Origin of the sequence: Clostridium sp. OS1-26 (genome assembly GCF_030915445.1) — a bacterium.
Lineage (GTDB): Bacteria > Bacillota > Clostridia > Clostridiales > Clostridiaceae > Clostridium_AM.
In genome coordinates this window covers 3,867,496-3,885,442 of sequence record NZ_CP133264.1, presented here as the reverse complement: position 1 = coordinate 3,885,442, position 17,947 = coordinate 3,867,496, and the positions used below count along the sequence as shown (strand labels likewise).

Sequence of the window (17,947 nt, the reverse complement as noted above, 5' to 3'; positions counted from 1 at the left end):
ACCTTCGACAATCTGCTATGCTATCTTTTTAAGCGATAAAACTTCTTTAAAACTAATAAAGTTATATTAGTATCCTTACAGTTTCCTCTTAATAAATCTTTAATATTATGTTTTACATGTTTTTTCCCGAATTTATTTACAAATAAATATTTTTGATTACTAGGAATTTCCCTTAAATATTGAATTAAAGGTTCAATTATAGGTTGAGGTATACATACTTCTTTGCTGTCTTCAATTATAATAACTTTTTTATCTATGTTTACATTTTCTCTTTTAATATCCAAGATTTCAATTTCATTAAATCCAGCATAAGCTATAAGCATTAGAATTATTGAGACTTTAATCTTTCCTTTTGATAATAAATCTTCTAAAAAATTCTCTATGTATTTTTTATCTACTAGACATTTATTTTCATTTTTCAATCTTTCCGCTTCTAAGCTAGGTATTCGTCTGTGTCCCCAATAGTCTTTATAACTTTTAATTTTATTATCATTACACCATTTAACTATAGTTGCAGGGGTTACTTCAACTAATTCTGCAAATTGTTTAACTGTAAGCATTTCTTTTATTTTTTTATTTGTATAGTCCTTCTTTTTAGTTGAGTAACCACTTATCTCATCTATTTCTTTTTCGCTGTATCCTTGAGATTTAAGCTTTGACATATAAAAGTTTCTCAAAGTATTTATGGTTATATTAAAGTCAGAAAGATTCTTTCTAAGTATCCAGTGTATTCCTGCACTAGTGTATTTTATATTTCTTTCATTTATAAATAAATAATCTTTTATTATATCTTCATCTTTTAAATATAATTTCAAAGAATTTTCTACTGATGAATTCATTGGTATATCTCTTGTATATTTGCCACTGATATGAATTTTTCTATTACCAAAATCTATATGTTTTAACTGAAGTTCAACTACTTCGCTAGTTCTTAAGCCTGCGTAAGCTATAAGACAGAGAATTGTAGAATTTTTAATACTGTCATTTGAACAAACTTCCATAAGTAAAGCTTCAACATCTCTTTCATTTATTTTTATCTTTTCAATCTTTTTCTTAGGAATTTTTATTATTAGATTATTAGTAGCAGCCATAGTTTCTTGTATTCCTTCATTTATAAGAAACTTATTATAGGATACTATAAATTTAATATGGCTATTCACAGAGCTTGTACTATACTTTGATGATAAATATTGTATATATTGTGTCACTGTACTTTTCTCTAGCTTAATATTATCCAAAGACCTTTTCATTTCTTTCTGATGCCAATACATAAATTTCTTAAGATAGTATATATATAAGTTTTGAGTATTATCACTATATCCATGCTTAAATAAATAACTATTATACTTAATTATTAAACTCATTATTTCCTCACATCATTAAATCTCATATTCCTTTAGTTTAATTATACAAGAGTTGAAAATATTTCCATTGCAGATATGAAATGATATCTGCAATACATAATTCATCAAAATCAACAATAACAACTTGAAATAGATACGGTCTTATTTTTTAAAAGTATTTCTCTAACTCTTTAATATCTTCCATATCAAATATCTCTAATCCTATTATTTCAAGTGTTTCATCTGACAATTCTTTTATTCTTATTTTATATTCTTCTGGTATCTTTTTAAATTTTTTAGTTAATTGTTTAAGTAAAAGTTCTGCTTTTCCTTCAGCTCTTCCTTCTGCCCTTCCTTTTTCCATTCCTTTTTCCATTCCTTTGGCCATTCCTTTTGCCATTCCATCTTCCAATATCATTTTACCTATCTCAGTCATATTGAATACCTCCTTGAATTTTTTCTTACTTTCTTCATCTCCAAATTTCTCTAAAAGCGCATATAACATTGTAAGGCACTTTATCTTTTTTTCACCTGCTTCTATTTTATCTGCTAACTCTATACTCTTTAACGTTCTTTCCGCTCTAGTTAGCTTTCCTTTCATTAATGGTATAAATGTAAGACTTAATATTTCCTCATCAGTAAGTTCTTCATTATTTTCAATTTTACGCTTGAAAACATCATATTTTTCATCGCCATTTATACTACTCATATAAAATGCTTCAATGTTATATTTTATGTTACCTGCATCTACATAAGTTTTAGCATTTTCTATATCTGCTGAATATACAACTATAGTTTTTATTTTTCTATTGCTTTTACAATATAGCGATGCATCATACAATAAGAATCTTCTTATATCCTCATCTCTATTTGTAGTTTGAAATTCAAAATGAAGATAACTACCATCCTCCGTATGAAAAGTATAATCCATAATATTTGTATTTATTTTTATATCTTTTATTTCAGTTTCTGCTGGTGCAGTTATTCTAGTGTTTATTCCGAAAAAATTAACTGCACTTTGTCTAAAAAAATCCATAGCACTTTTTAAAACTGAATCCTCAATTTTTTGATAATCCATAATAAATCTCCTTTAATTATACCAAATTTTACTTAACTATAGTATTGGTATAATTTTCAGCTTTTATACAAACACTTGTTCTCATTTTAATTATAATCAAACCATTACATCAATTACTCCACACTTACAACAGCCTGTAATCCTCTTACCCCTTCAAAATAAAGCCTTTCCATTAACTAAATACAACTATTACAAAAAAACAAAAATGTATATTTTATCCGATGACTTACCCGCTCTAATACTCCCATCGCACTCTGTGAAAGCGATTCGCACCAAATCAAAGATTTGGGCTCTCTGCTTTTCTTCGAGTGGGAGTAAAGAGCGGCTATGTCCCTGGATAACGACTTCTAAGCTTCAGATGGAGGTTAAATGCCTAAATGGCATTTAACGGGCAGAATTGCCCAGTGGTCGCAGACAAACTCCACCTGAAGCCAAGAATTCTGTTTATAATAAAAAATAAAGGTTTCAAAAGTAAAAATTACTACTCTACCTATTTTATAAAAGTTGTAATACTGTAATGTTTACAATTCATTAACACTTTTTTATTTCCCATTTTCTTTAACTTTCCATATATATTAAGTGTAATCTAAACTAAGGCTAAGGTCGGTGAATTACCATGGTAAATAACAAGAATATATCACAATACTATTACAGAAATGAGGATGGCATTGTAGTTTACAAAATCGAAAGCTGTAAGTGGTTACAAGACGGAAACCTAAAGAAAAGCTTTCGATGCTATATCAAAGATAAGAAAGGCGAATGGGTCAATGATTTTAAAAGCATAGAGCCAGTTCTTTATATGCTCCCATCTGTAATAAAAAGTATGAAAAACAATGAAACTATTATATATGTGGAAGATGAGAAGTCTGCAGATGCACTAAAGAACATGGGCTTTACTGCAACTACAACCTTTGGTGGCCTTAAAAGTTTTAATAAATTCAGCAAAGACTATGCTCAGCAAATAAAAAGAGCTAACCTTATAATCTTCCCCCATAATAGCAATCACAGCAAACAATATTCCAAAACTGTATATAACAGTTTTAAAAGCTGCTGCAAAAGCATTGGAATTATTAATTTGCCTGATTTAGAGGAAAATATGAGTATTTCAGAGTGGATTAATAATGGTGTAACACCAGAACTTATAGAGAATCTATTAACAGGAGCAGATGTAATTGAAAAAAATACAAATTACAACTCTCCTATTCATGTAGAAGATGGCTGCTATTACAAGAACTACAAAGGCAGAAAAATCTTTATTACAAACTTTATAATAGAAGCTAAATACATAATTATATCTCCTTATGAAGAACTGATAAAATGTGAACTAAAACTGTGTAACAGCAATCATGTTGTAGAAAGGACTTTTACTCCACAGGATTTTAATGATGCACTGTCCTTTAAAAAAGCAGTTAATAGTTTTGCCTTAGTTTTCAATGGTTCCAATTCAGATTTGCAGCATATAAAAGCAAAGATATCAGCGGATATAACTCATATTATAAATGGAGTGTCCTATGAAGGCTTTCATAAAATAAGCAAACAGTGGTTTTTTGTTGACAATGATAATGCTGTAAGTGAGGAGCTTTATCATAATTCTTCAGCCATAGTTCTTGAAGATTTCATGGAAGCCCACAGTAATTTATTAGAATTTTCCTGTATTACAAAAGAAGAATTGCAAATTCTAGCTCCTTCTCTTTTTAGCTTTAATGATTTATCTGTAACTGCTACTTTAATTCCATATCTTTGCGGCTTATTTTTAAAGGGTAAGCTTGAACATATTGGAATAAAATACAACCATCTTTTAATAGAAGGTCAAAGCGGCAGTGGAAAGAGCCAGACTCTAGAGAATATAGCAGCTCCTCTTCTTGGATATAGAGGAAACATTCTAGATGCCAGCACCTGCACCAACTTTGCCTTTACCAAGCTTGCAAGCAGCAGCAACTTTCTTCCTTTGATTATTGATGAATATAAGCCCAAGAAGATTGGAACTTACAGAGTTAATCTCATTTCAAATATAATGAGAAACTCTTATGATGCACACAAAACTATCAAGGGAACTCAAAACCTTGGTAAAAATATTGAATTCACACCCCGTTCTTCTGTAATACTCTGCGGTGAAATGGGTATTACAGAAACCGCTAATATTGAAAGAAGTCTTAAAATATTTTTATCCACCTCTAACCTAAACAAAAATACTAAAAATCACTTCACTAATCTTAAAGAAAACAGCCTGTTATTATCCAAACTTGGAAACAGCTTATTGATGGGAGGATTAAAAATGAGTGAAGAAAATCTAAAAGCTACTTATGATATGTTTTTCAAGAAATTCTCTGGGAACAATATACATAATGAGAGAATAAAACAATCTATAACAAATGCTCTTTTAGGATTAGCTCTTCTTTTAGAAATATTTGAAAATTTAGGACTTAACTTTAAAGAAGCTTCTGGTTACTCCTCTAAAGATATAGAAACTGCACTTAAAGCTTCTGTAATAAAAGAACTTTTAGAAGACAATACCAAGAGTAAAAGTGTGGTGGATATCAGCCTTGAAGCCTTCAATAGAATGGCTGCAAATAGTGATCTAGTACGTGGCGCTGATTATGACTGCACAAAGGATTCTGATGGTGACAAGGTACTTAGATTAAACTACACTGTTTTCTATGATAGATTTCTAAAGTACTGCAAAGATCACAATCTGGACATAGAAGTTCTGACCCTTGGAAGCTTTAAAAAGCAGATAAGCAAGATGAGCTACTGTAAGTTTTATAACAAGCCTACCTGTTTTCATGTTGCTAATACTTTTAATGGTACCAAAAAGACCTTTAGGGCTGCAGTTCTAGTTGTGGACAAGCTGAAGGAAAATAATATAGATGTGGATTTTATGATAGAATAATAAATAATTAGGAAGCCATGCATAAATTTGAATAGCTTACTAATTATTTGTTTTGAATCAAAAAAAATTCATCTCCTTTAAATATTTCTTTAACTTTACAAGGGCCTTTTTTACGCTATCTTCTTCTATATTAAAATCGCAGGCCAAAATATCTATAAGCTCACAGCCTTCCTTATTTAAACTATGAAGACTGCAGCACCTTGCTTCTTATAAGTAAATATAACTCTCTTCTAATAGGGGTACCGCCAACATTTGACACATTATCTATACTAAGACTTAAAGAATAGCTCAAATTAAGCTCTTCAACGTTGTTTGTATGTACTCAACGTAGTATTTAAAGTGCCTCCAAGCTTTATATTTGGAGGCTAACTTTTATCATAAATTTTCCCTTGCAAATACATAAGTTCTTGTTTTAGTCTTTTAACTACTAAATCAGAGGTCACCTTATTATAACAAAAATCATAATATCCTCTATTCTTCGGACATGGCAATATACCAATTTCTAAATTCAATAGAGAAGTGATTCAAATGCCCATGTATAAGAGTATCTGGTGCAGCTTTTGGTAAAATTATAGTTAATTTTGCCTGCATTCCGTCTTTGTAGTCGCGTAATTCATGTAATGCATAGCTAACTAATTTTCCGTTTTTACTTTTTATAATTGCAACAAAACCAAATGGGTAGTCTTTATCAGCTGGAATTGGTATTGTTGAATCAATTTCAGTTAGATTTAGGAAAATATGCCATGGATATTCGAATTCTCCAAGGTTCTCAATTACCTCTGCTCGTCCATCCGGCAAAACGCGATTACGATAGTGATCAGGATGAGCGGTACCTAGTAATTTACTCTCGTTTTTCACCAAACACATGAACCATTTATGGAATTGTTCTGCCCTCACTTTAGGCATTTCTAGTAGGACAAATCCAGACCTCCATTCTCCATTTGATTCATCAGCCCATTTTTCCATTTGAATAGTAGCTTCGTTGAGTTCTTCCTCTATTAAGTTTATAATCTTTTCACTGCCAATTTTGTTCTTCAAAAAAGTAAGTGCTCTTCGAGATCTCACTAATTCCATTTTCTGAATATCTTGATCAGTCAGGCATTCCTCCCCAATATAAGCTGTAACTGAATAGGATGAATTTTTTGTTGTATCCATAACTTTTTACCTCCATTTATTATAAATTAAATTGATAACAACACCGTGTTGTTTTATGCTTATATTATATTACGAAAGTTTTCATAATCAATGAACACAAATTCTGAATATGTTGAATTTGCGAAAAAAATATTAATGGAGGTAAAAATGAATACTAATATCGATTCTACAAAAATACGTCGAACTCGTCAAAAAATTATAAAGGCCTTTCTGGATTTATATGCTATAAAACCACTTGGACAGATTTATATAAAAACTTTGACTGAATCTGCTGTAATAAATCGTGGCACCTTTTATCTTCACTATATTGATTTAAATGATCTTCTTACATCAATTGAAAATGAGCAATTAGACGCAATTGCTAAACTTAGTAAAGAATTTCATCATTTTTATTATTCAGAAAAAACCAACGAATTTGCTCAATTTTTCAAACCTATACTTAATTATATAGTTGAAAACAAAAAATTGTTTAAAATTCTCACTAGCCCCCATAGTCATCTCTATTTTAGAGAGTCTTTCAAAAAGATGATGAGAAATAATTTTGCTCAGAGATTCCATTCTGTACTTATGACAGCAAAAAATAAAGAATTGTTAAAAAAGGAATATGTTATTGAGAGTCTTATTAATGGTAATCTTGCCATGATAATACACTGGATTCAATCAGATATTAATCTATCTCCAGATGAACTGGCCGACTTAATAAGTTGTACTGTACTTAAAAGTCCACTCTCTATAATTGAAAGTAATATTAGGGGATAGAGGGAGCATCATGAAGTGCAAAGATAATGGTGAACGAGCAAAGATTTATGAGGTTGACCTTATAAAATAATCATACTTATTGGTCACAGTTTTTTTAGATTTATTCATTAGCAGGTAATCCAATTGGACTACCTGCTTTATGTATATATATCAACAATTTAGTCTAACAGAGCCTAAAACTTTTGTTTTTATTTTCTTATCTTCCATATTTTCTATAACAGCAGTATCGCCATTTTCTGCTCTTTCAATATGATTATATAAAAAAAACATAATCAGAGAGCCAATTCAAGAACTCTTTTAACCCTATCTAGCGTAAGTGTTCCATTTTCCCCTAGCTTGATTTGAAGAGCTTCTAATGGTTCTAGAGTTTCAATCACTTTAGGGACATTTTCTTTACCTAATCCATAGCTCGAAAGGCGAGTTGGCACACCAACCCTTTCAAAAAAATCTCTGGTTTTGTTGATCGCAATAGAAATCATCTCATCTTCTGATTCACCCTTGATTCCCCATACACGTTCAGCATATTGTAACAGTTTATCACGCTTCTCCATTTTCTGCACTTCAAGCATTGCTGGAAGAACAATCGCTAAAGTTTGTCCATGATCTAAGCCATATAATGCTGTAATTCCATGACCAACCATATGTGTAGACCAATCCTGTGGAACGCCAGAACCAATCAGACCATTCATTGCCATTGTTGAAGCCCACATTAGATTTGAACGAAGGTCATAATCATTAGGATTTTCAAAAGCCTTTGGGCCTTCTTCAATTAAAGTTAGCAAGAGTCCTTCCGCAAGTCGATCCTGAATTTTGGCGTTAACTGGATACGTCAGGTATTGTTCCATCACATGCACAAAAGTATCAATGATGCCGTTGCTGACTTGTTTCACTGGAACACTGTATGTATAAAGGGGATCAAGCACAGAAAATTTCGGAAAAATTGCTGAACTACGGAAAGGAATTTTAGCTCCTTCAGACTTAATTGAAATGACAGCTTCACCATCCATTTCAGAACCTGTTCCAGACAATGTTAGTATGGTTCCAATAGGAAGAGCTGTTGTTACAGGTAATTGTTTAATTAATATATCGTATGGTTCTCCCCTATTAAATAGCGTTGCAGCCGCTACAAATTTTGTTCCATCAATAACTGATCCTCCACCAACCGCAAGCAAGAAATCATATTTTTCTTTTTTAATTTTCGCTACAGCCTTCATCAACGTTTCATAAGTAGGATTCGGTTCAATTCCAGCAAATTCGCTAATTTCGTAATCTTTCAAAACATTTTTTACTTCATCAAGGAGACCAATCTTTTTTATACTCCCTCCACCATATAATATTAGCACTTTTGAACCTACTGGTATTTCCTTAGAGAGATTTTTTACCTGTCCTTTTCCAAATAGGATTTTGGTTGGGTTAACAAGTTCAAAATATATATACAATTTTTGGGGATGTAGGCAGTGGAATTTTGAAATTTTCTATAAAACAAAAATGTGGTGAAATTCACCACATATTACTGAACTTTTTTATTCCCTATTTTCTTCAAAAATTAATGTCCTTTCATCCTCCGAGATAAACAACGGAGTTTTTCAAGCATTTTCTATAAATAATTACTTGCGAACATATTCTAGTTGTCTTTCTGCTAAATAATTATTTATTTTTTTATTCCACTTTCTATATAAATCAGGTTTTTCCTCTTTAACTACAGATAAAAAAGAATCAAGTACACCAAGTTTGTTAAGACCCTTAGATAAATGTCTAGGAAAATCTCTTTCTTTAGAATAAAATTTTTTAGGGTCTATTGCCATTATAGAACCATCCGGTTGAATCATAATATCTTTACATCTTATATCTTCTTTTAAAAAATTCAACTTGTTAAACTCTTCAAACAAATTAAGTATTTTGATTGATACTTCTCTATTCAGACCATTTAATTTTATATAATTAGTTAGCGTTATTCCATCAACATAGTCTCTTATCATATAGTTTCCTAGCATACAATAAACTCGAGGAAAATATTTATTCTTGCTTATTTTCTTAAGTATTAAGTACTCTTTTCTACAGCTTTCAGGGTCAAAGCAAATTTTAATTACTTTTCCATCAGGAAGGAGATAAACTACACCATTATGACCTTTACCAAGAAATTTGCAGTCTAATAGATTAATATCAAAGTTTTTAATATACTTTTCATATATTTCCTTATTCATCTTAACTCCTTTCATAAAAATATTTTACCTATATTAAGACAAATATAGGTCATGTTATTTTATAATATGACCTATGCTGGTATATTGCTACTTAGATTTATTTGTTAGAGCTAACTTAAGAATTTTATTTTTTTAAATTAACAGAATATAATAATAACAATAATAATATAATAAAAAACAATATAAATTTATTGTAAAACGATAAATCATGTGATAAAATCATGTTGTCATTAAATAAGTGAGGTGTTTTAAATGAATGTTAAACGAGGTTCAACCACCTTCTTAAAGGTAAGTATTTTTCTGGCTGGAATTGCAGTACTTGCTTTATGTATATTTTTAGTGCCCCATATGGCGAATTTCGCAGCAAAATTGTATCCAAATATTGCCCCAATGAAATATCTCGTTTTCATCGTGATGTATGGAGCGGCTGTGCCTTTTTACTTTGCTCTCTATCAGGCTTTCAATCTTTTACGGTACATTGACGAGAACACAGCGTTTTCGGAATTATCTGTAAAGGCGTTAAAGAACATAAAGTGCTGTGCGATTACAATCAGTGGTTTGTATGTATTAGGTTTGCCACTCTTTCGTTTTATAGCGAAGAAAGTTGACCCTCCTATTGCATTAATGGGACTCATCATCATTTTTGCTTCGTTGGTTATCGCCGTTTTTGCTGCTATCCTCCAACGGCTTCTACAAGAAGCGATTAACATAAAATCAGAAAATGATTTGACGGTCTGAGGTGTAGGATATGTCAATTATTATTAATATTGATGTGATGTTAGCAAAACGAAAAATGAGCGTAACGGAGCTTTCGGAGAGAGTTGGAATTACTATGGCGAATCTTTCTATTCTGAAAAATGGGAAAGCAAAAGCGGTTCGTTTTTCAACATTAGAAGCGATATGTAAGACTTTGGATTGTCAGCCAGGTGATATTTTGGAGTACAAAAGCGACGAAGACTCTCAATAAAAACATACATCAAATCTATTTAACTAACGGTAGTGAACTACTCTTTTGTATTTTGGGAAGCACTTTTCTTGTGTTATTAAAGACTCCAGTATTTAAATCTGCTAAATTTGCATTATAAAGAATGCTTAATTATAAGAGTATTTTTTGAATTAATAAAAGAGACTGCCAACATAACAGTCTCTTTTAAAATGTTAATTAAATTTATGACTATTTTGAAGACTAATATTTTGTATATTATCTTCGCTTTTAATTTGAGTTATTATTACAGCCACAAGCATTAGGACACATCCGATAATTTCTTTCATAGTCATTGTTTCTCCTAAGAAAATAGTTCCACTGATAACAGCAAATAATGATTCCATGCTCAATATAATGGCAGCTATTGTAGGGTCAGTTGATTTTTGTCCAATAATTTGAAATGTATAGGCTACACCAACTACCATAATTGCAGTATATAATATTGGTCCTGCGCATGCAATTATGGTTTCAAGTTTAGGAGTTTCAAATATTAAAGCTGCTATAGCTGAAAAAACACCTGCTGTTAAAAACTGAACAAAAGATAATTTCAATCCATCTGTTTTATCTACATAAGCATCTACCACTAATATTTGTGCTGCCCAGAAAATAGTTCCTGTCAGTACAATAGCATCCCCTTTTTGTATAATGAATCCCTCTTTAATACATAATAAGTATAAACCTACTGTTGCAATAGCAACGCCAAACCATACCACTTTACTCACTTTCTTATGCAAAAACAGTCCGAAAACTGGAACCAATACTATGTATAAAGCAGTAATGAAACCTGCTTTTCCTGCTGTTGTATAAACAATACCCCATTGTTGTAACCATGCACCTAGAAAAAGTGATGCACCACATAGGATTCCTCCTATAATCAACTCCTTATTGTTATAGGTTGTTTCCTTTTTCTTATCCAAATTTTCATCAGTTCTTTTATTTACTCTATCAAAGATTAATATTACAGGAATTAAAATAACTGCTCCCAATAAAAATCTTGATGCACCAAAAGTAAGTGGTTCAACATAATTCATTCCAAGTTTTTGCGATACAAAGGAAGTTCCCCAGATAATAGCCGTTATAATTAGCAATATTAATCCTGTAAAATTTTTCATATCACATTCTCCTTTCTACTACAAATTAAATATACTTGTTCAGTATCCTTCTGATTTAGAGCTTTAACTTTAAACAGTTTCACTCCTCCTGATTTTTAATATTATAGGTGTTTTTGCTTATACAGTTCTACATAATTAATTTGAAATATAATCCCTTATAAAATGCCCTTATTACTCTATCTAATGTAATTATAAGACATTTATATTTGTAATAAATTAAATCAAAATGGATTTGTTTTGTAGTTTCCACAAATCATTAATTTTTATATAATTATAATAGCTTATACTACAATTAGACTTTTTAAAGGAGGGATTAATATGTCCATTACTATTTTTGAAGCAATGAAGCTAAATACCTTTATAAAATTCAAGCTCGTTGCAGGTCAAAAAGGTCTAGAAAACAGGATAACTGTAGCTGGTATATTAGATTATGAATTCGATGCAGAAAAAGAGGAACAGTTCTATAAGGGACAATTTTTAAAAGACCAATTCGTTATATCAAGCCTTCTTTTTGCAAAGAATAATCCGGACAGAATTCTTATAGCTTTAAAGTATTTAGTACAGGATGGAGTTAGTGGTCTTGCAATTAAGAATATATACTATGATAACCTACCTCAAGAAGTAATTGAGTTTGCAAATGATAATTCATTTCCTATTTTTATCTTCGACAATAGCGTATTCTTTGAAGATATTATTACTGAGATAATGGACAGAGTACGATTTGCCCAAAACTACGAGTTGATGGAATCAAAGATAGGATTTATTATAAAAAAGAATATAAGTAAGGCAACAATAAGGGAACTTTCACTTGAAATAAACAATTATTTTAAAGAATATTTTTTTGTGATATATTGCAAGGAAAAAAAGTATCTTGGTGACGATAGACTCATTTCAATACTGGACAAACTTAAGTTTAATAGATATATAAAAAATGATACATCTTTCCTTAAATATAAAGGCGGCCTTCTAATTATATCTACCTATGAACGACTCGAAGAAAGCAATCTAAAAGACACTGTTTATAATTTTATTAACCTTATTGGATTAAATAGAACCGACTATTTTATTGGTATAAGCGACCATCATCATACTTTAGAGGAAATGGATAAAGGTATAAACGAAAGCATTTTTGCGGCAGAGGTTAGCAGCATAGCACCGGTAACTTTGCATTTTTATAAGGATATAGGCATTTATAAGATTCTGCTTCCATATACTCAAGATTCTTGGCTTCAGAATTTCTATGACGAAATAATTTTGCCTATAAAAAAATATGATGAGAGATATCATACAGAAATGTTCCATACTGCAGTAAAGTATATCGAAAATGACGGAATTAAAAAGGCTACTGCAGATTCGCTTTTTATTCATGAAAATACTGTACGTTATAGGATAAATAAAATCAAAGAAATACTTGGTATGAAAGATCTAGAGGGAAGCTTTTATGAACAGCTTTCCGCAGCGATAAAACTATATAATGTATACGGGAATAACTATTGAAAATTCATAAAAACAATAATCAAGCAATATAGCTATTAGAAAAATGATAATCTAAGAGTCTTCGTTATACCCATTACGGTGAATAGCATCATAAATGCCAATTAATTTTGGACTATGTTTTATTGATTACAATAATTGAAGGACGATTAGTTAGATAGTAATAGAATTAAGTTATTTGTAGTTAATCAAAATATGTGTTCTAATATATCAATATTATTAATACGGAATATTCTTATTTTGTGAAGTATTAATAAGTTATACACAGCAATTTTTCTGTGTATAACTACATCAACATAGATTATATGTAGTCTATGTATAAAGTAAGTAAAATAAATGGGTGTATAGAGATATACACTAGATATCCAAAGGAGTGCCCCTCATGAAAATGCTACTATTTAAAATGGAAATAATAGATGCTCTAAATAATAATTATAAAATCAAGATAAGTAATGATATAGAGGATACGTTTATAGAATTTGACCCTTATAAAAAAGAGCTGAATTTTATTCATAATAGTAACTTAACTGATTGTCTTAAGGCTAACGAATATCAACTTAGAAAAATGCTTCACAATAAGCGTATAGATACTTATTATGTGGGTTTCAATGTCAAACTTATTTTAAGATATCATAAAGATGTAGCAGCTTTTAATGATAGAAGTAAGATAGTAGTTTTAGACAAACGAAACAATAATAATGATAGTTATGTTATAGATGAAGATAAAGGCGAAGAAAAAACTTATAAGATATTTTCAGATGCTTGCTATTTTGAAAATAAAAAGTATGGTGGTTTTGCTTTTATAATAGAGGATTTAGAAGGAAATTATAAGCTATACACAGAAAAAGTTCAGGAAACAGGCAGCAGCCAAGCTGAACTTATAGCAGTTATAAAAGCTATTCAATTACTAAAGAATATCGAAAAAATAAGAATAGTAACTGATAGCCAATATGTAAGAAAAGGCCTAACAGAATGGATTCCTTGCTGGAAATTAAATGATTTTAAAACCATAAATGGCGAGTCTGTTAAAAATATTGAGAACTGGCTTCTCTTTGATACCGTCTGTAATGGGAAATATATTGAATTTCAATGGGTAAAAGGACACTCCAATCATTTTGAAAACTCTCTTTGTGATATGTATGCAAGAGATGCAGCTGAGAATTGAAAAAACTTCTTAGGCATTTTACGTTAGAAATTTCAAGCCAATGCTTAGTTGTTAAGCATTGGCTTTATACCTATTTTATATGTATTTGCAACCTTCCTTCTGTATACTTTTCAGCATCACGAAAAACCTCTAATGTGCTTTCTGCATAGTCCTCCAAAAGCTTTCTACTAATTTGGAAATCTACCCATTCAATTGTAATCGGTAGTTTTACATCTGTAGTTAAGCAATCCCAGAGCGCATCTAAGTTTTCTCCATAATAAGCAGGAAGCTTTAGCTCTCTCTTCAAATTTTCATGTAAAGTCTCTTTATCTGTAAATTTACTTCCTTCCAAAATTACTTTATTCAAAGTATCCACCTCATTTTAAAAATTATTTTCCATTATATAAGAGCTTGAATGTCTTATAATGGTCTGAAGTTGAATAAATCAATCCATCATTAGAATAAAGTATTCTGTCAGCTCCTCTTTTCCCTCCATTATAATTGATATCACACTCACGCCAAACTCTTTTAGGAGCATCTGGTAATGATTTTTCTGCATTCGTAAAAATATCTCCACCTATGCTTTTACCAGGTGCCACTTGGTCAAGGTCTTTACCGGGAGTCCATCCAAGCTTTGCTGCCTGTTCTTTGGTTATAAAGTTATCAGGAAGGCGTCCATTTTTATGAATATAATCAGCTACCCCTTGAAAATCGTTAATTATTTTTTTATTTTTTACAGCTTCATTTTTTGTAGAATCTGTTTTTACATTTTCTGTTTTTATATTTTGTTTTTCTTTCACAATATTTTTATTTGTTGATGAACATCCTAATAAACTTATTGTAATAAACAAGGAAAGAAAAACAAAACAAATTTTTTGCATAAAATTATTTTTCATACCTTTTCACACCTTCTTAATCAATGGGATATTTTATTGCATTTTTCACAGTTTTATCTTCAACAGCCTTGGTTAAATCAATTTGAAAATGTTCACAAATTCTTATCAAATACCAAAACACATCTGCAATTTCTTCTTTTAAATGTTGAAATTCATTAGCATTATCTTTTACGTTATCGGCTTTATCTGAATGTAACCACTGAAAAATTTCCATAAGTTCAGAGGCTTCAATTGATAAAGCCATAACTAAATCTTTAGCATTTTCTCCTTTGTCCCAGCCACGCTCTTTTGAAAATGAAACAATTTTCTTCCTTATCTCATCTATTGTCATTTGTGTATCATCCATTTTATTTCCCCCTTAGTCTACATATCTTTTTTCTTGTCACTGAACTTTTTCAGTTCCTATTTGTTTCATTAATTCTAAAATTTTATTTTCATCTAACTTTGTATATTTCTTAATTTTTTCCATAGGCTCTCCATCTTTAATCATCTCTGTTGCTGTTTCAATTTTTTCCTCAATCTTACCTTGTATCTTTCCTCTCTCTATTCCTTTTTCTATTCCTTTTTCTATTCCTCTTTCTTCAACCTTAGGATCATAAAAGCTCCTTACCATTTCCCTAACCTCCTCATCAAAATCTGTATATTTTCCGTACATACTTAAAAAATATGAGTTAATATTTTCTATTGCAGATGTCATTTCATCATAATCTTCCAATGTTATCTTATTACTATTATACGATAAATCTATAGCTTTTAAAGTATCTTCTATAACTATTTTCAATTCATTATACACATCGATCATTTTGCTTTTCTTTTTTTCAAAGGGTAAATTACTAATACTTATTTGATACATTTTCTTTCTTAATCTAAATACTTGCAGTGGCAGCAATAGATACATATTTTCCTTTAATAGTTTATCAATATCATAATTAAAATACTTCAATACTTTACAGCTATATGTAATTATGTCTTGCTTTGGAATCTCTATTTCTAAGTATATGCTGTTAGGTACATTCTTATCTTCTTCTAACACTATAAGATATGGTTCTGGTAATTTTATTCTTAATCTACCTTCCTTTATACTATTATAGTCTGAGATATTTACTGCTCTCTCGAAACCATATCTAAACATTCTTATAACCATACTATTTTCATAAATTGTTTGAAATTCTATTTCATATTCATAAACGTTTTTCTTATCTATAACATTTATATACATATCAGCATAATAGCTTATGTATCGGTTACTTTTCTTTTCAAAATTATTAATTTCCTTATCCCCATAATATAGTTTAGCTTCATAAGATATATCGTCATTATAGGCAGCGTTAAGAAAATCTATAATTGGTGTAGTGTTTTTTAATGTAAATAAACGCTTTAAAATCTTATCCATTTGAATATGATTTTTTCTCTTTTTCTTTCCATAATTATTATTTTCTTCTTTTATTAAAGCTATAGAATAATCCTTTTCAACATATGAATAAACCATACTATATCCCTCCAATACTTATAGATATAGTATGGTTTACTTTACCAGTAATTATGCAAACATTTGTTCTTATTTAATGTTATTGTTTTTTATATATTGATCATAAGTATACTCACCAACATCCTTAGCATATTTTAAATCCAATAGCTTCATAAGTTTTGTCACCTGCTCAACAGGTCTCTTATATGAAATACATTTTAATCCTAAATCACGAAAATGTGGTATAGATTTATTCATAGCCTCAACCATATAATCTAGTATTTTCTCATACTCCTCGGAATCTTTGTTAACTGAGTTCTTTGTTGTATTAAAAGGTAACATTCTAGCCTTAGTATCTATTAAGTCTACATATCCTCTAAAAGAAGAGAACCTTTCCTCAAATTCCTCAGTCTTCATTTTATCTCTTATCTTCGAAAGCCCCCAACCTGTTAGCTGTGACTTATCAGCTTTTATAATTACACGATTGTTAAATTTTATATACCATCCAGCTAATTTTTTATTACATTCAGCTTTATATACAGAAATGGAACCTGTAAATCCCTTCTCCTTTATTTTTAGTTCAGCAACTTTTACCTGTTTTTCTTTTGGCAACGGATCAATAACTGAGTTATTTAACGTAATTCTTATGCCATTCTCTAAAGCATCACTATGTTTTTCTCTTATTGATTCTTCAAGCGCTACTATAAAAGTACCTTGGGTAAATTTCCTTATTGTATCCTCTTTAAGATTGGTTACTTTAATGGTTGTCCCAACTGTTTTGTTTTTATTCTCTGTTACCTGCTTGAACTTAATATCCCAATCTTTCTGTTTTTGCCAATCAAACACATCAATTATTACCTTAAAATATTCCTTTTCTGTTGCTGACTCAACTGTTATCATATTTCCTATTTTAAAAGTAGCTCTTTTCATACCAATGCCGAATCTTCCTACCGATTGATCATCATGACTGCTTGTCTTATCATTGCCAAATCTAAATGCAGACTCTGTAGCAGTATCTATACTAATGCCTCCACAGTTATCATTTATTACAAATTTGCTTTTATCAATTGTTATTTTAATTTCAAAATTTGTTAAATCATTTGTTTTTCTAGTTTTCTTAGCTGCATCAATTGAGTTATCCACTAAATCTAAAATTGCATCTTTAAAATCGATATCTCTTGTCAGTATGTTAATGAAAATGTCTTTATATGGCTCCATAGAAATTAAATTATTACTTATTTTTATCATCTCTAATATTATTGATATCAATATAATACTATTCATAAATATTACAAATCATTACAATATTTTTACTTAGGTAGCTAAACAACACTATTTCATATGGTCTTTTGATCCTTAACTATTTTACTTAGAACCTGATTTAGCACTCCTATTTATCTGCAAATCCAGTATATCTCA

General features: G+C 30.2%; 17 protein-coding genes. 6 read left to right on the top strand and 11 right to left on the bottom strand.

Annotated elements, in window-relative coordinates; genetic code table 11:
* Window positions 1-20: 20 nt before the first annotated feature.
* Window positions 21-1,364, bottom strand: a complete 1,344-nt coding sequence (locus RCG18_RS19125) for a tyrosine-type recombinase/integrase (protein WP_308037623.1) — start codon at window positions 1,362-1,364, stop codon at window positions 21-23.
* 148 nt (window positions 1,365-1,512) lie between these two features.
* Window positions 1,513-2,421: a DUF4351 domain-containing protein gene (locus RCG18_RS19120; RefSeq protein ID WP_308037622.1), complete on the bottom strand. Its 909-nt coding sequence runs from the start codon at window positions 2,419-2,421 to the stop codon at window positions 1,513-1,515.
* Between the two features lie 616 nt (window positions 2,422-3,037).
* On the opposite strand from RCG18_RS19120, the gene RCG18_RS19115 reads away from it, so the two are divergent.
* On the top strand, window positions 3,038-5,311 hold the full coding sequence (locus RCG18_RS19115; RefSeq protein WP_308037621.1) for a hypothetical protein: 2,274 nt from the start codon (window positions 3,038-3,040) through the stop codon (window positions 5,309-5,311).
* Between the two features lie 471 nt (window positions 5,312-5,782).
* On the opposite strand, the gene RCG18_RS19110 is transcribed toward RCG18_RS19115, so the two are convergent.
* On the bottom strand, window positions 5,783-6,466 hold the full coding sequence (locus RCG18_RS19110; protein ID WP_308037620.1) for a hypothetical protein: 684 nt from the start codon (window positions 6,464-6,466) through the stop codon (window positions 5,783-5,785).
* Window positions 6,467-6,613: 147 nt separating this feature from the next.
* Here RCG18_RS19110 and RCG18_RS19105 point away from each other — a divergent pair, with 147 nt between their 5' ends.
* The gene (locus tag RCG18_RS19105; RefSeq protein ID WP_308037619.1) at window positions 6,614-7,225 is read left to right on the top strand and encodes a TetR-like C-terminal domain-containing protein; all 612 of its coding nucleotides are present in this window, start codon (window positions 6,614-6,616) and stop codon (window positions 7,223-7,225) included.
* Between the two features lie 272 nt (window positions 7,226-7,497).
* Here RCG18_RS19105 and RCG18_RS19100 read toward each other — a convergent pair whose 3' ends face one another.
* The gene (locus RCG18_RS19100; protein WP_308037618.1) at window positions 7,498-8,664 is read right to left on the bottom strand and encodes an iron-containing alcohol dehydrogenase; all 1,167 of its coding nucleotides are present in this window, start codon (window positions 8,662-8,664) and stop codon (window positions 7,498-7,500) included.
* A 168-nt stretch (window positions 8,665-8,832) separates the two neighbouring features.
* Complete coding sequence (locus tag RCG18_RS19095) at window positions 8,833-9,429, bottom strand: serine/threonine-protein kinase (protein WP_308037617.1); 597 nt, start codon at window positions 9,427-9,429, stop codon at window positions 8,833-8,835.
* Window positions 9,430-9,681: 252 nt separating this feature from the next.
* Here RCG18_RS19095 and RCG18_RS19090 point away from each other — a divergent pair, with 252 nt between their 5' ends.
* Both RCG18_RS19090 and RCG18_RS19085 read left to right on the top strand, forming a co-directional pair.
* The gene (locus tag RCG18_RS19090) at window positions 9,682-10,167 is read left to right on the top strand and encodes a DUF2975 domain-containing protein (RefSeq protein ID WP_308037616.1); all 486 of its coding nucleotides are present in this window, start codon (window positions 9,682-9,684) and stop codon (window positions 10,165-10,167) included.
* 10 nt (window positions 10,168-10,177) lie between these two features.
* Window positions 10,178-10,396: a helix-turn-helix transcriptional regulator gene (locus tag RCG18_RS19085; protein ID WP_308037615.1), complete on the top strand. Its 219-nt coding sequence runs from the start codon at window positions 10,178-10,180 to the stop codon at window positions 10,394-10,396.
* A 191-nt stretch (window positions 10,397-10,587) separates the two neighbouring features.
* Here RCG18_RS19085 and RCG18_RS19080 read toward each other — a convergent pair whose 3' ends face one another.
* Entirely contained in the window at window positions 10,588-11,526 is a 939-nt protein-coding gene (locus RCG18_RS19080) for a DMT family transporter (protein ID WP_308037614.1), read from the bottom strand.
* Window positions 11,527-11,844: 318 nt separating this feature from the next.
* Here RCG18_RS19080 and RCG18_RS19075 point away from each other — a divergent pair, with 318 nt between their 5' ends.
* Window positions 11,845-13,023: a PucR family transcriptional regulator gene (locus RCG18_RS19075; protein WP_308037613.1), complete on the top strand. Its 1,179-nt coding sequence runs from the start codon at window positions 11,845-11,847 to the stop codon at window positions 13,021-13,023.
* Between the two features lie 379 nt (window positions 13,024-13,402).
* Entirely contained in the window at window positions 13,403-14,185 is a 783-nt protein-coding gene (locus RCG18_RS19070) for a ribonuclease H (RefSeq protein WP_308037612.1), read from the top strand.
* 70 nt (window positions 14,186-14,255) lie between these two features.
* Here the strand turns inward: RCG18_RS19070 and RCG18_RS19065 are convergent, their stop codons facing one another.
* From RCG18_RS19065 to RCG18_RS19045, 5 genes are all read right to left on the bottom strand, one after another.
* Window positions 14,256-14,531, bottom strand: a complete 276-nt coding sequence (locus RCG18_RS19065) for a barstar family protein (protein WP_308037611.1) — start codon at window positions 14,529-14,531, stop codon at window positions 14,256-14,258.
* 22 nt (window positions 14,532-14,553) lie between these two features.
* Window positions 14,554-15,060: a ribonuclease domain-containing protein gene (locus RCG18_RS19060; RefSeq protein WP_308037610.1), complete on the bottom strand. Its 507-nt coding sequence runs from the start codon at window positions 15,058-15,060 to the stop codon at window positions 14,554-14,556.
* Between the two features lie 16 nt (window positions 15,061-15,076).
* Window positions 15,077-15,406, bottom strand: a complete 330-nt coding sequence (locus RCG18_RS19055; protein WP_308037609.1) for a nucleotide pyrophosphohydrolase — start codon at window positions 15,404-15,406, stop codon at window positions 15,077-15,079.
* 36 nt (window positions 15,407-15,442) lie between these two features.
* Window positions 15,443-16,549 (bottom strand): hypothetical protein, encoded by a 1,107-nt coding sequence (locus tag RCG18_RS19050; protein ID WP_308037608.1) that lies wholly within the window; start codon window positions 16,547-16,549, stop codon window positions 15,443-15,445.
* 69 nt (window positions 16,550-16,618) lie between these two features.
* The gene (locus tag RCG18_RS19045; RefSeq protein ID WP_308037607.1) at window positions 16,619-17,812 is read right to left on the bottom strand and encodes an ATP-binding protein; all 1,194 of its coding nucleotides are present in this window, start codon (window positions 17,810-17,812) and stop codon (window positions 16,619-16,621) included.
* Window positions 17,813-17,947: the final 135 nt, after the last annotated feature.

What these genes read in the sequence shown, in the direction of transcription:
- RCG18_RS19120 (WP_308037622.1), bottom strand. Translation starts at nt 2,421, where the DNA reads ATGGATTATCAAAAAATTGAGGATTCAGTTTTAAAAAGTGCTATGGAT.
- RCG18_RS19090 (WP_308037616.1), top strand. Translation starts at nt 9,682, where the DNA reads ATGAATGTTAAACGAGGTTCAACCACCTTCTTAAAGGTAAGTATTTTT.
- RCG18_RS19105 (WP_308037619.1), top strand. Translation starts at nt 6,614, where the DNA reads ATGAATACTAATATCGATTCTACAAAAATACGTCGAACTCGTCAAAAA.
- RCG18_RS19055 (WP_308037609.1), bottom strand. Translation starts at nt 15,406, where the DNA reads ATGGATGATACACAAATGACAATAGATGAGATAAGGAAGAAAATTGTT.
- RCG18_RS19045 (WP_308037607.1), bottom strand. Translation starts at nt 17,812, where the DNA reads ATGAATAGTATTATATTGATATCAATAATATTAGAGATGATAAAAATA.
- RCG18_RS19085 (WP_308037615.1), top strand. Translation starts at nt 10,178, where the DNA reads ATGTCAATTATTATTAATATTGATGTGATGTTAGCAAAACGAAAAATG.
- RCG18_RS19115 (WP_308037621.1), top strand. Translation starts at nt 3,038, where the DNA reads ATGGTAAATAACAAGAATATATCACAATACTATTACAGAAATGAGGAT.
- RCG18_RS19110 (WP_308037620.1), bottom strand. Translation starts at nt 6,466, where the DNA reads ATGGATACAACAAAAAATTCATCCTATTCAGTTACAGCTTATATTGGG.
- RCG18_RS19075 (WP_308037613.1), top strand. Translation starts at nt 11,845, where the DNA reads ATGTCCATTACTATTTTTGAAGCAATGAAGCTAAATACCTTTATAAAA.
- RCG18_RS19080 (WP_308037614.1), bottom strand. Translation starts at nt 11,526, where the DNA reads ATGAAAAATTTTACAGGATTAATATTGCTAATTATAACGGCTATTATC.
- RCG18_RS19060 (WP_308037610.1), bottom strand. Translation starts at nt 15,060, where the DNA reads ATGAAAAATAATTTTATGCAAAAAATTTGTTTTGTTTTTCTTTCCTTG.
- RCG18_RS19050 (WP_308037608.1), bottom strand. Translation starts at nt 16,549, where the DNA reads ATGGTTTATTCATATGTTGAAAAGGATTATTCTATAGCTTTAATAAAA.
- RCG18_RS19070 (WP_308037612.1), top strand. Translation starts at nt 13,403, where the DNA reads ATGAAAATGCTACTATTTAAAATGGAAATAATAGATGCTCTAAATAAT.
- RCG18_RS19095 (WP_308037617.1), bottom strand. Translation starts at nt 9,429, where the DNA reads ATGAATAAGGAAATATATGAAAAGTATATTAAAAACTTTGATATTAAT.
- RCG18_RS19125 (WP_308037623.1), bottom strand. Translation starts at nt 1,364, where the DNA reads ATGAGTTTAATAATTAAGTATAATAGTTATTTATTTAAGCATGGATAT.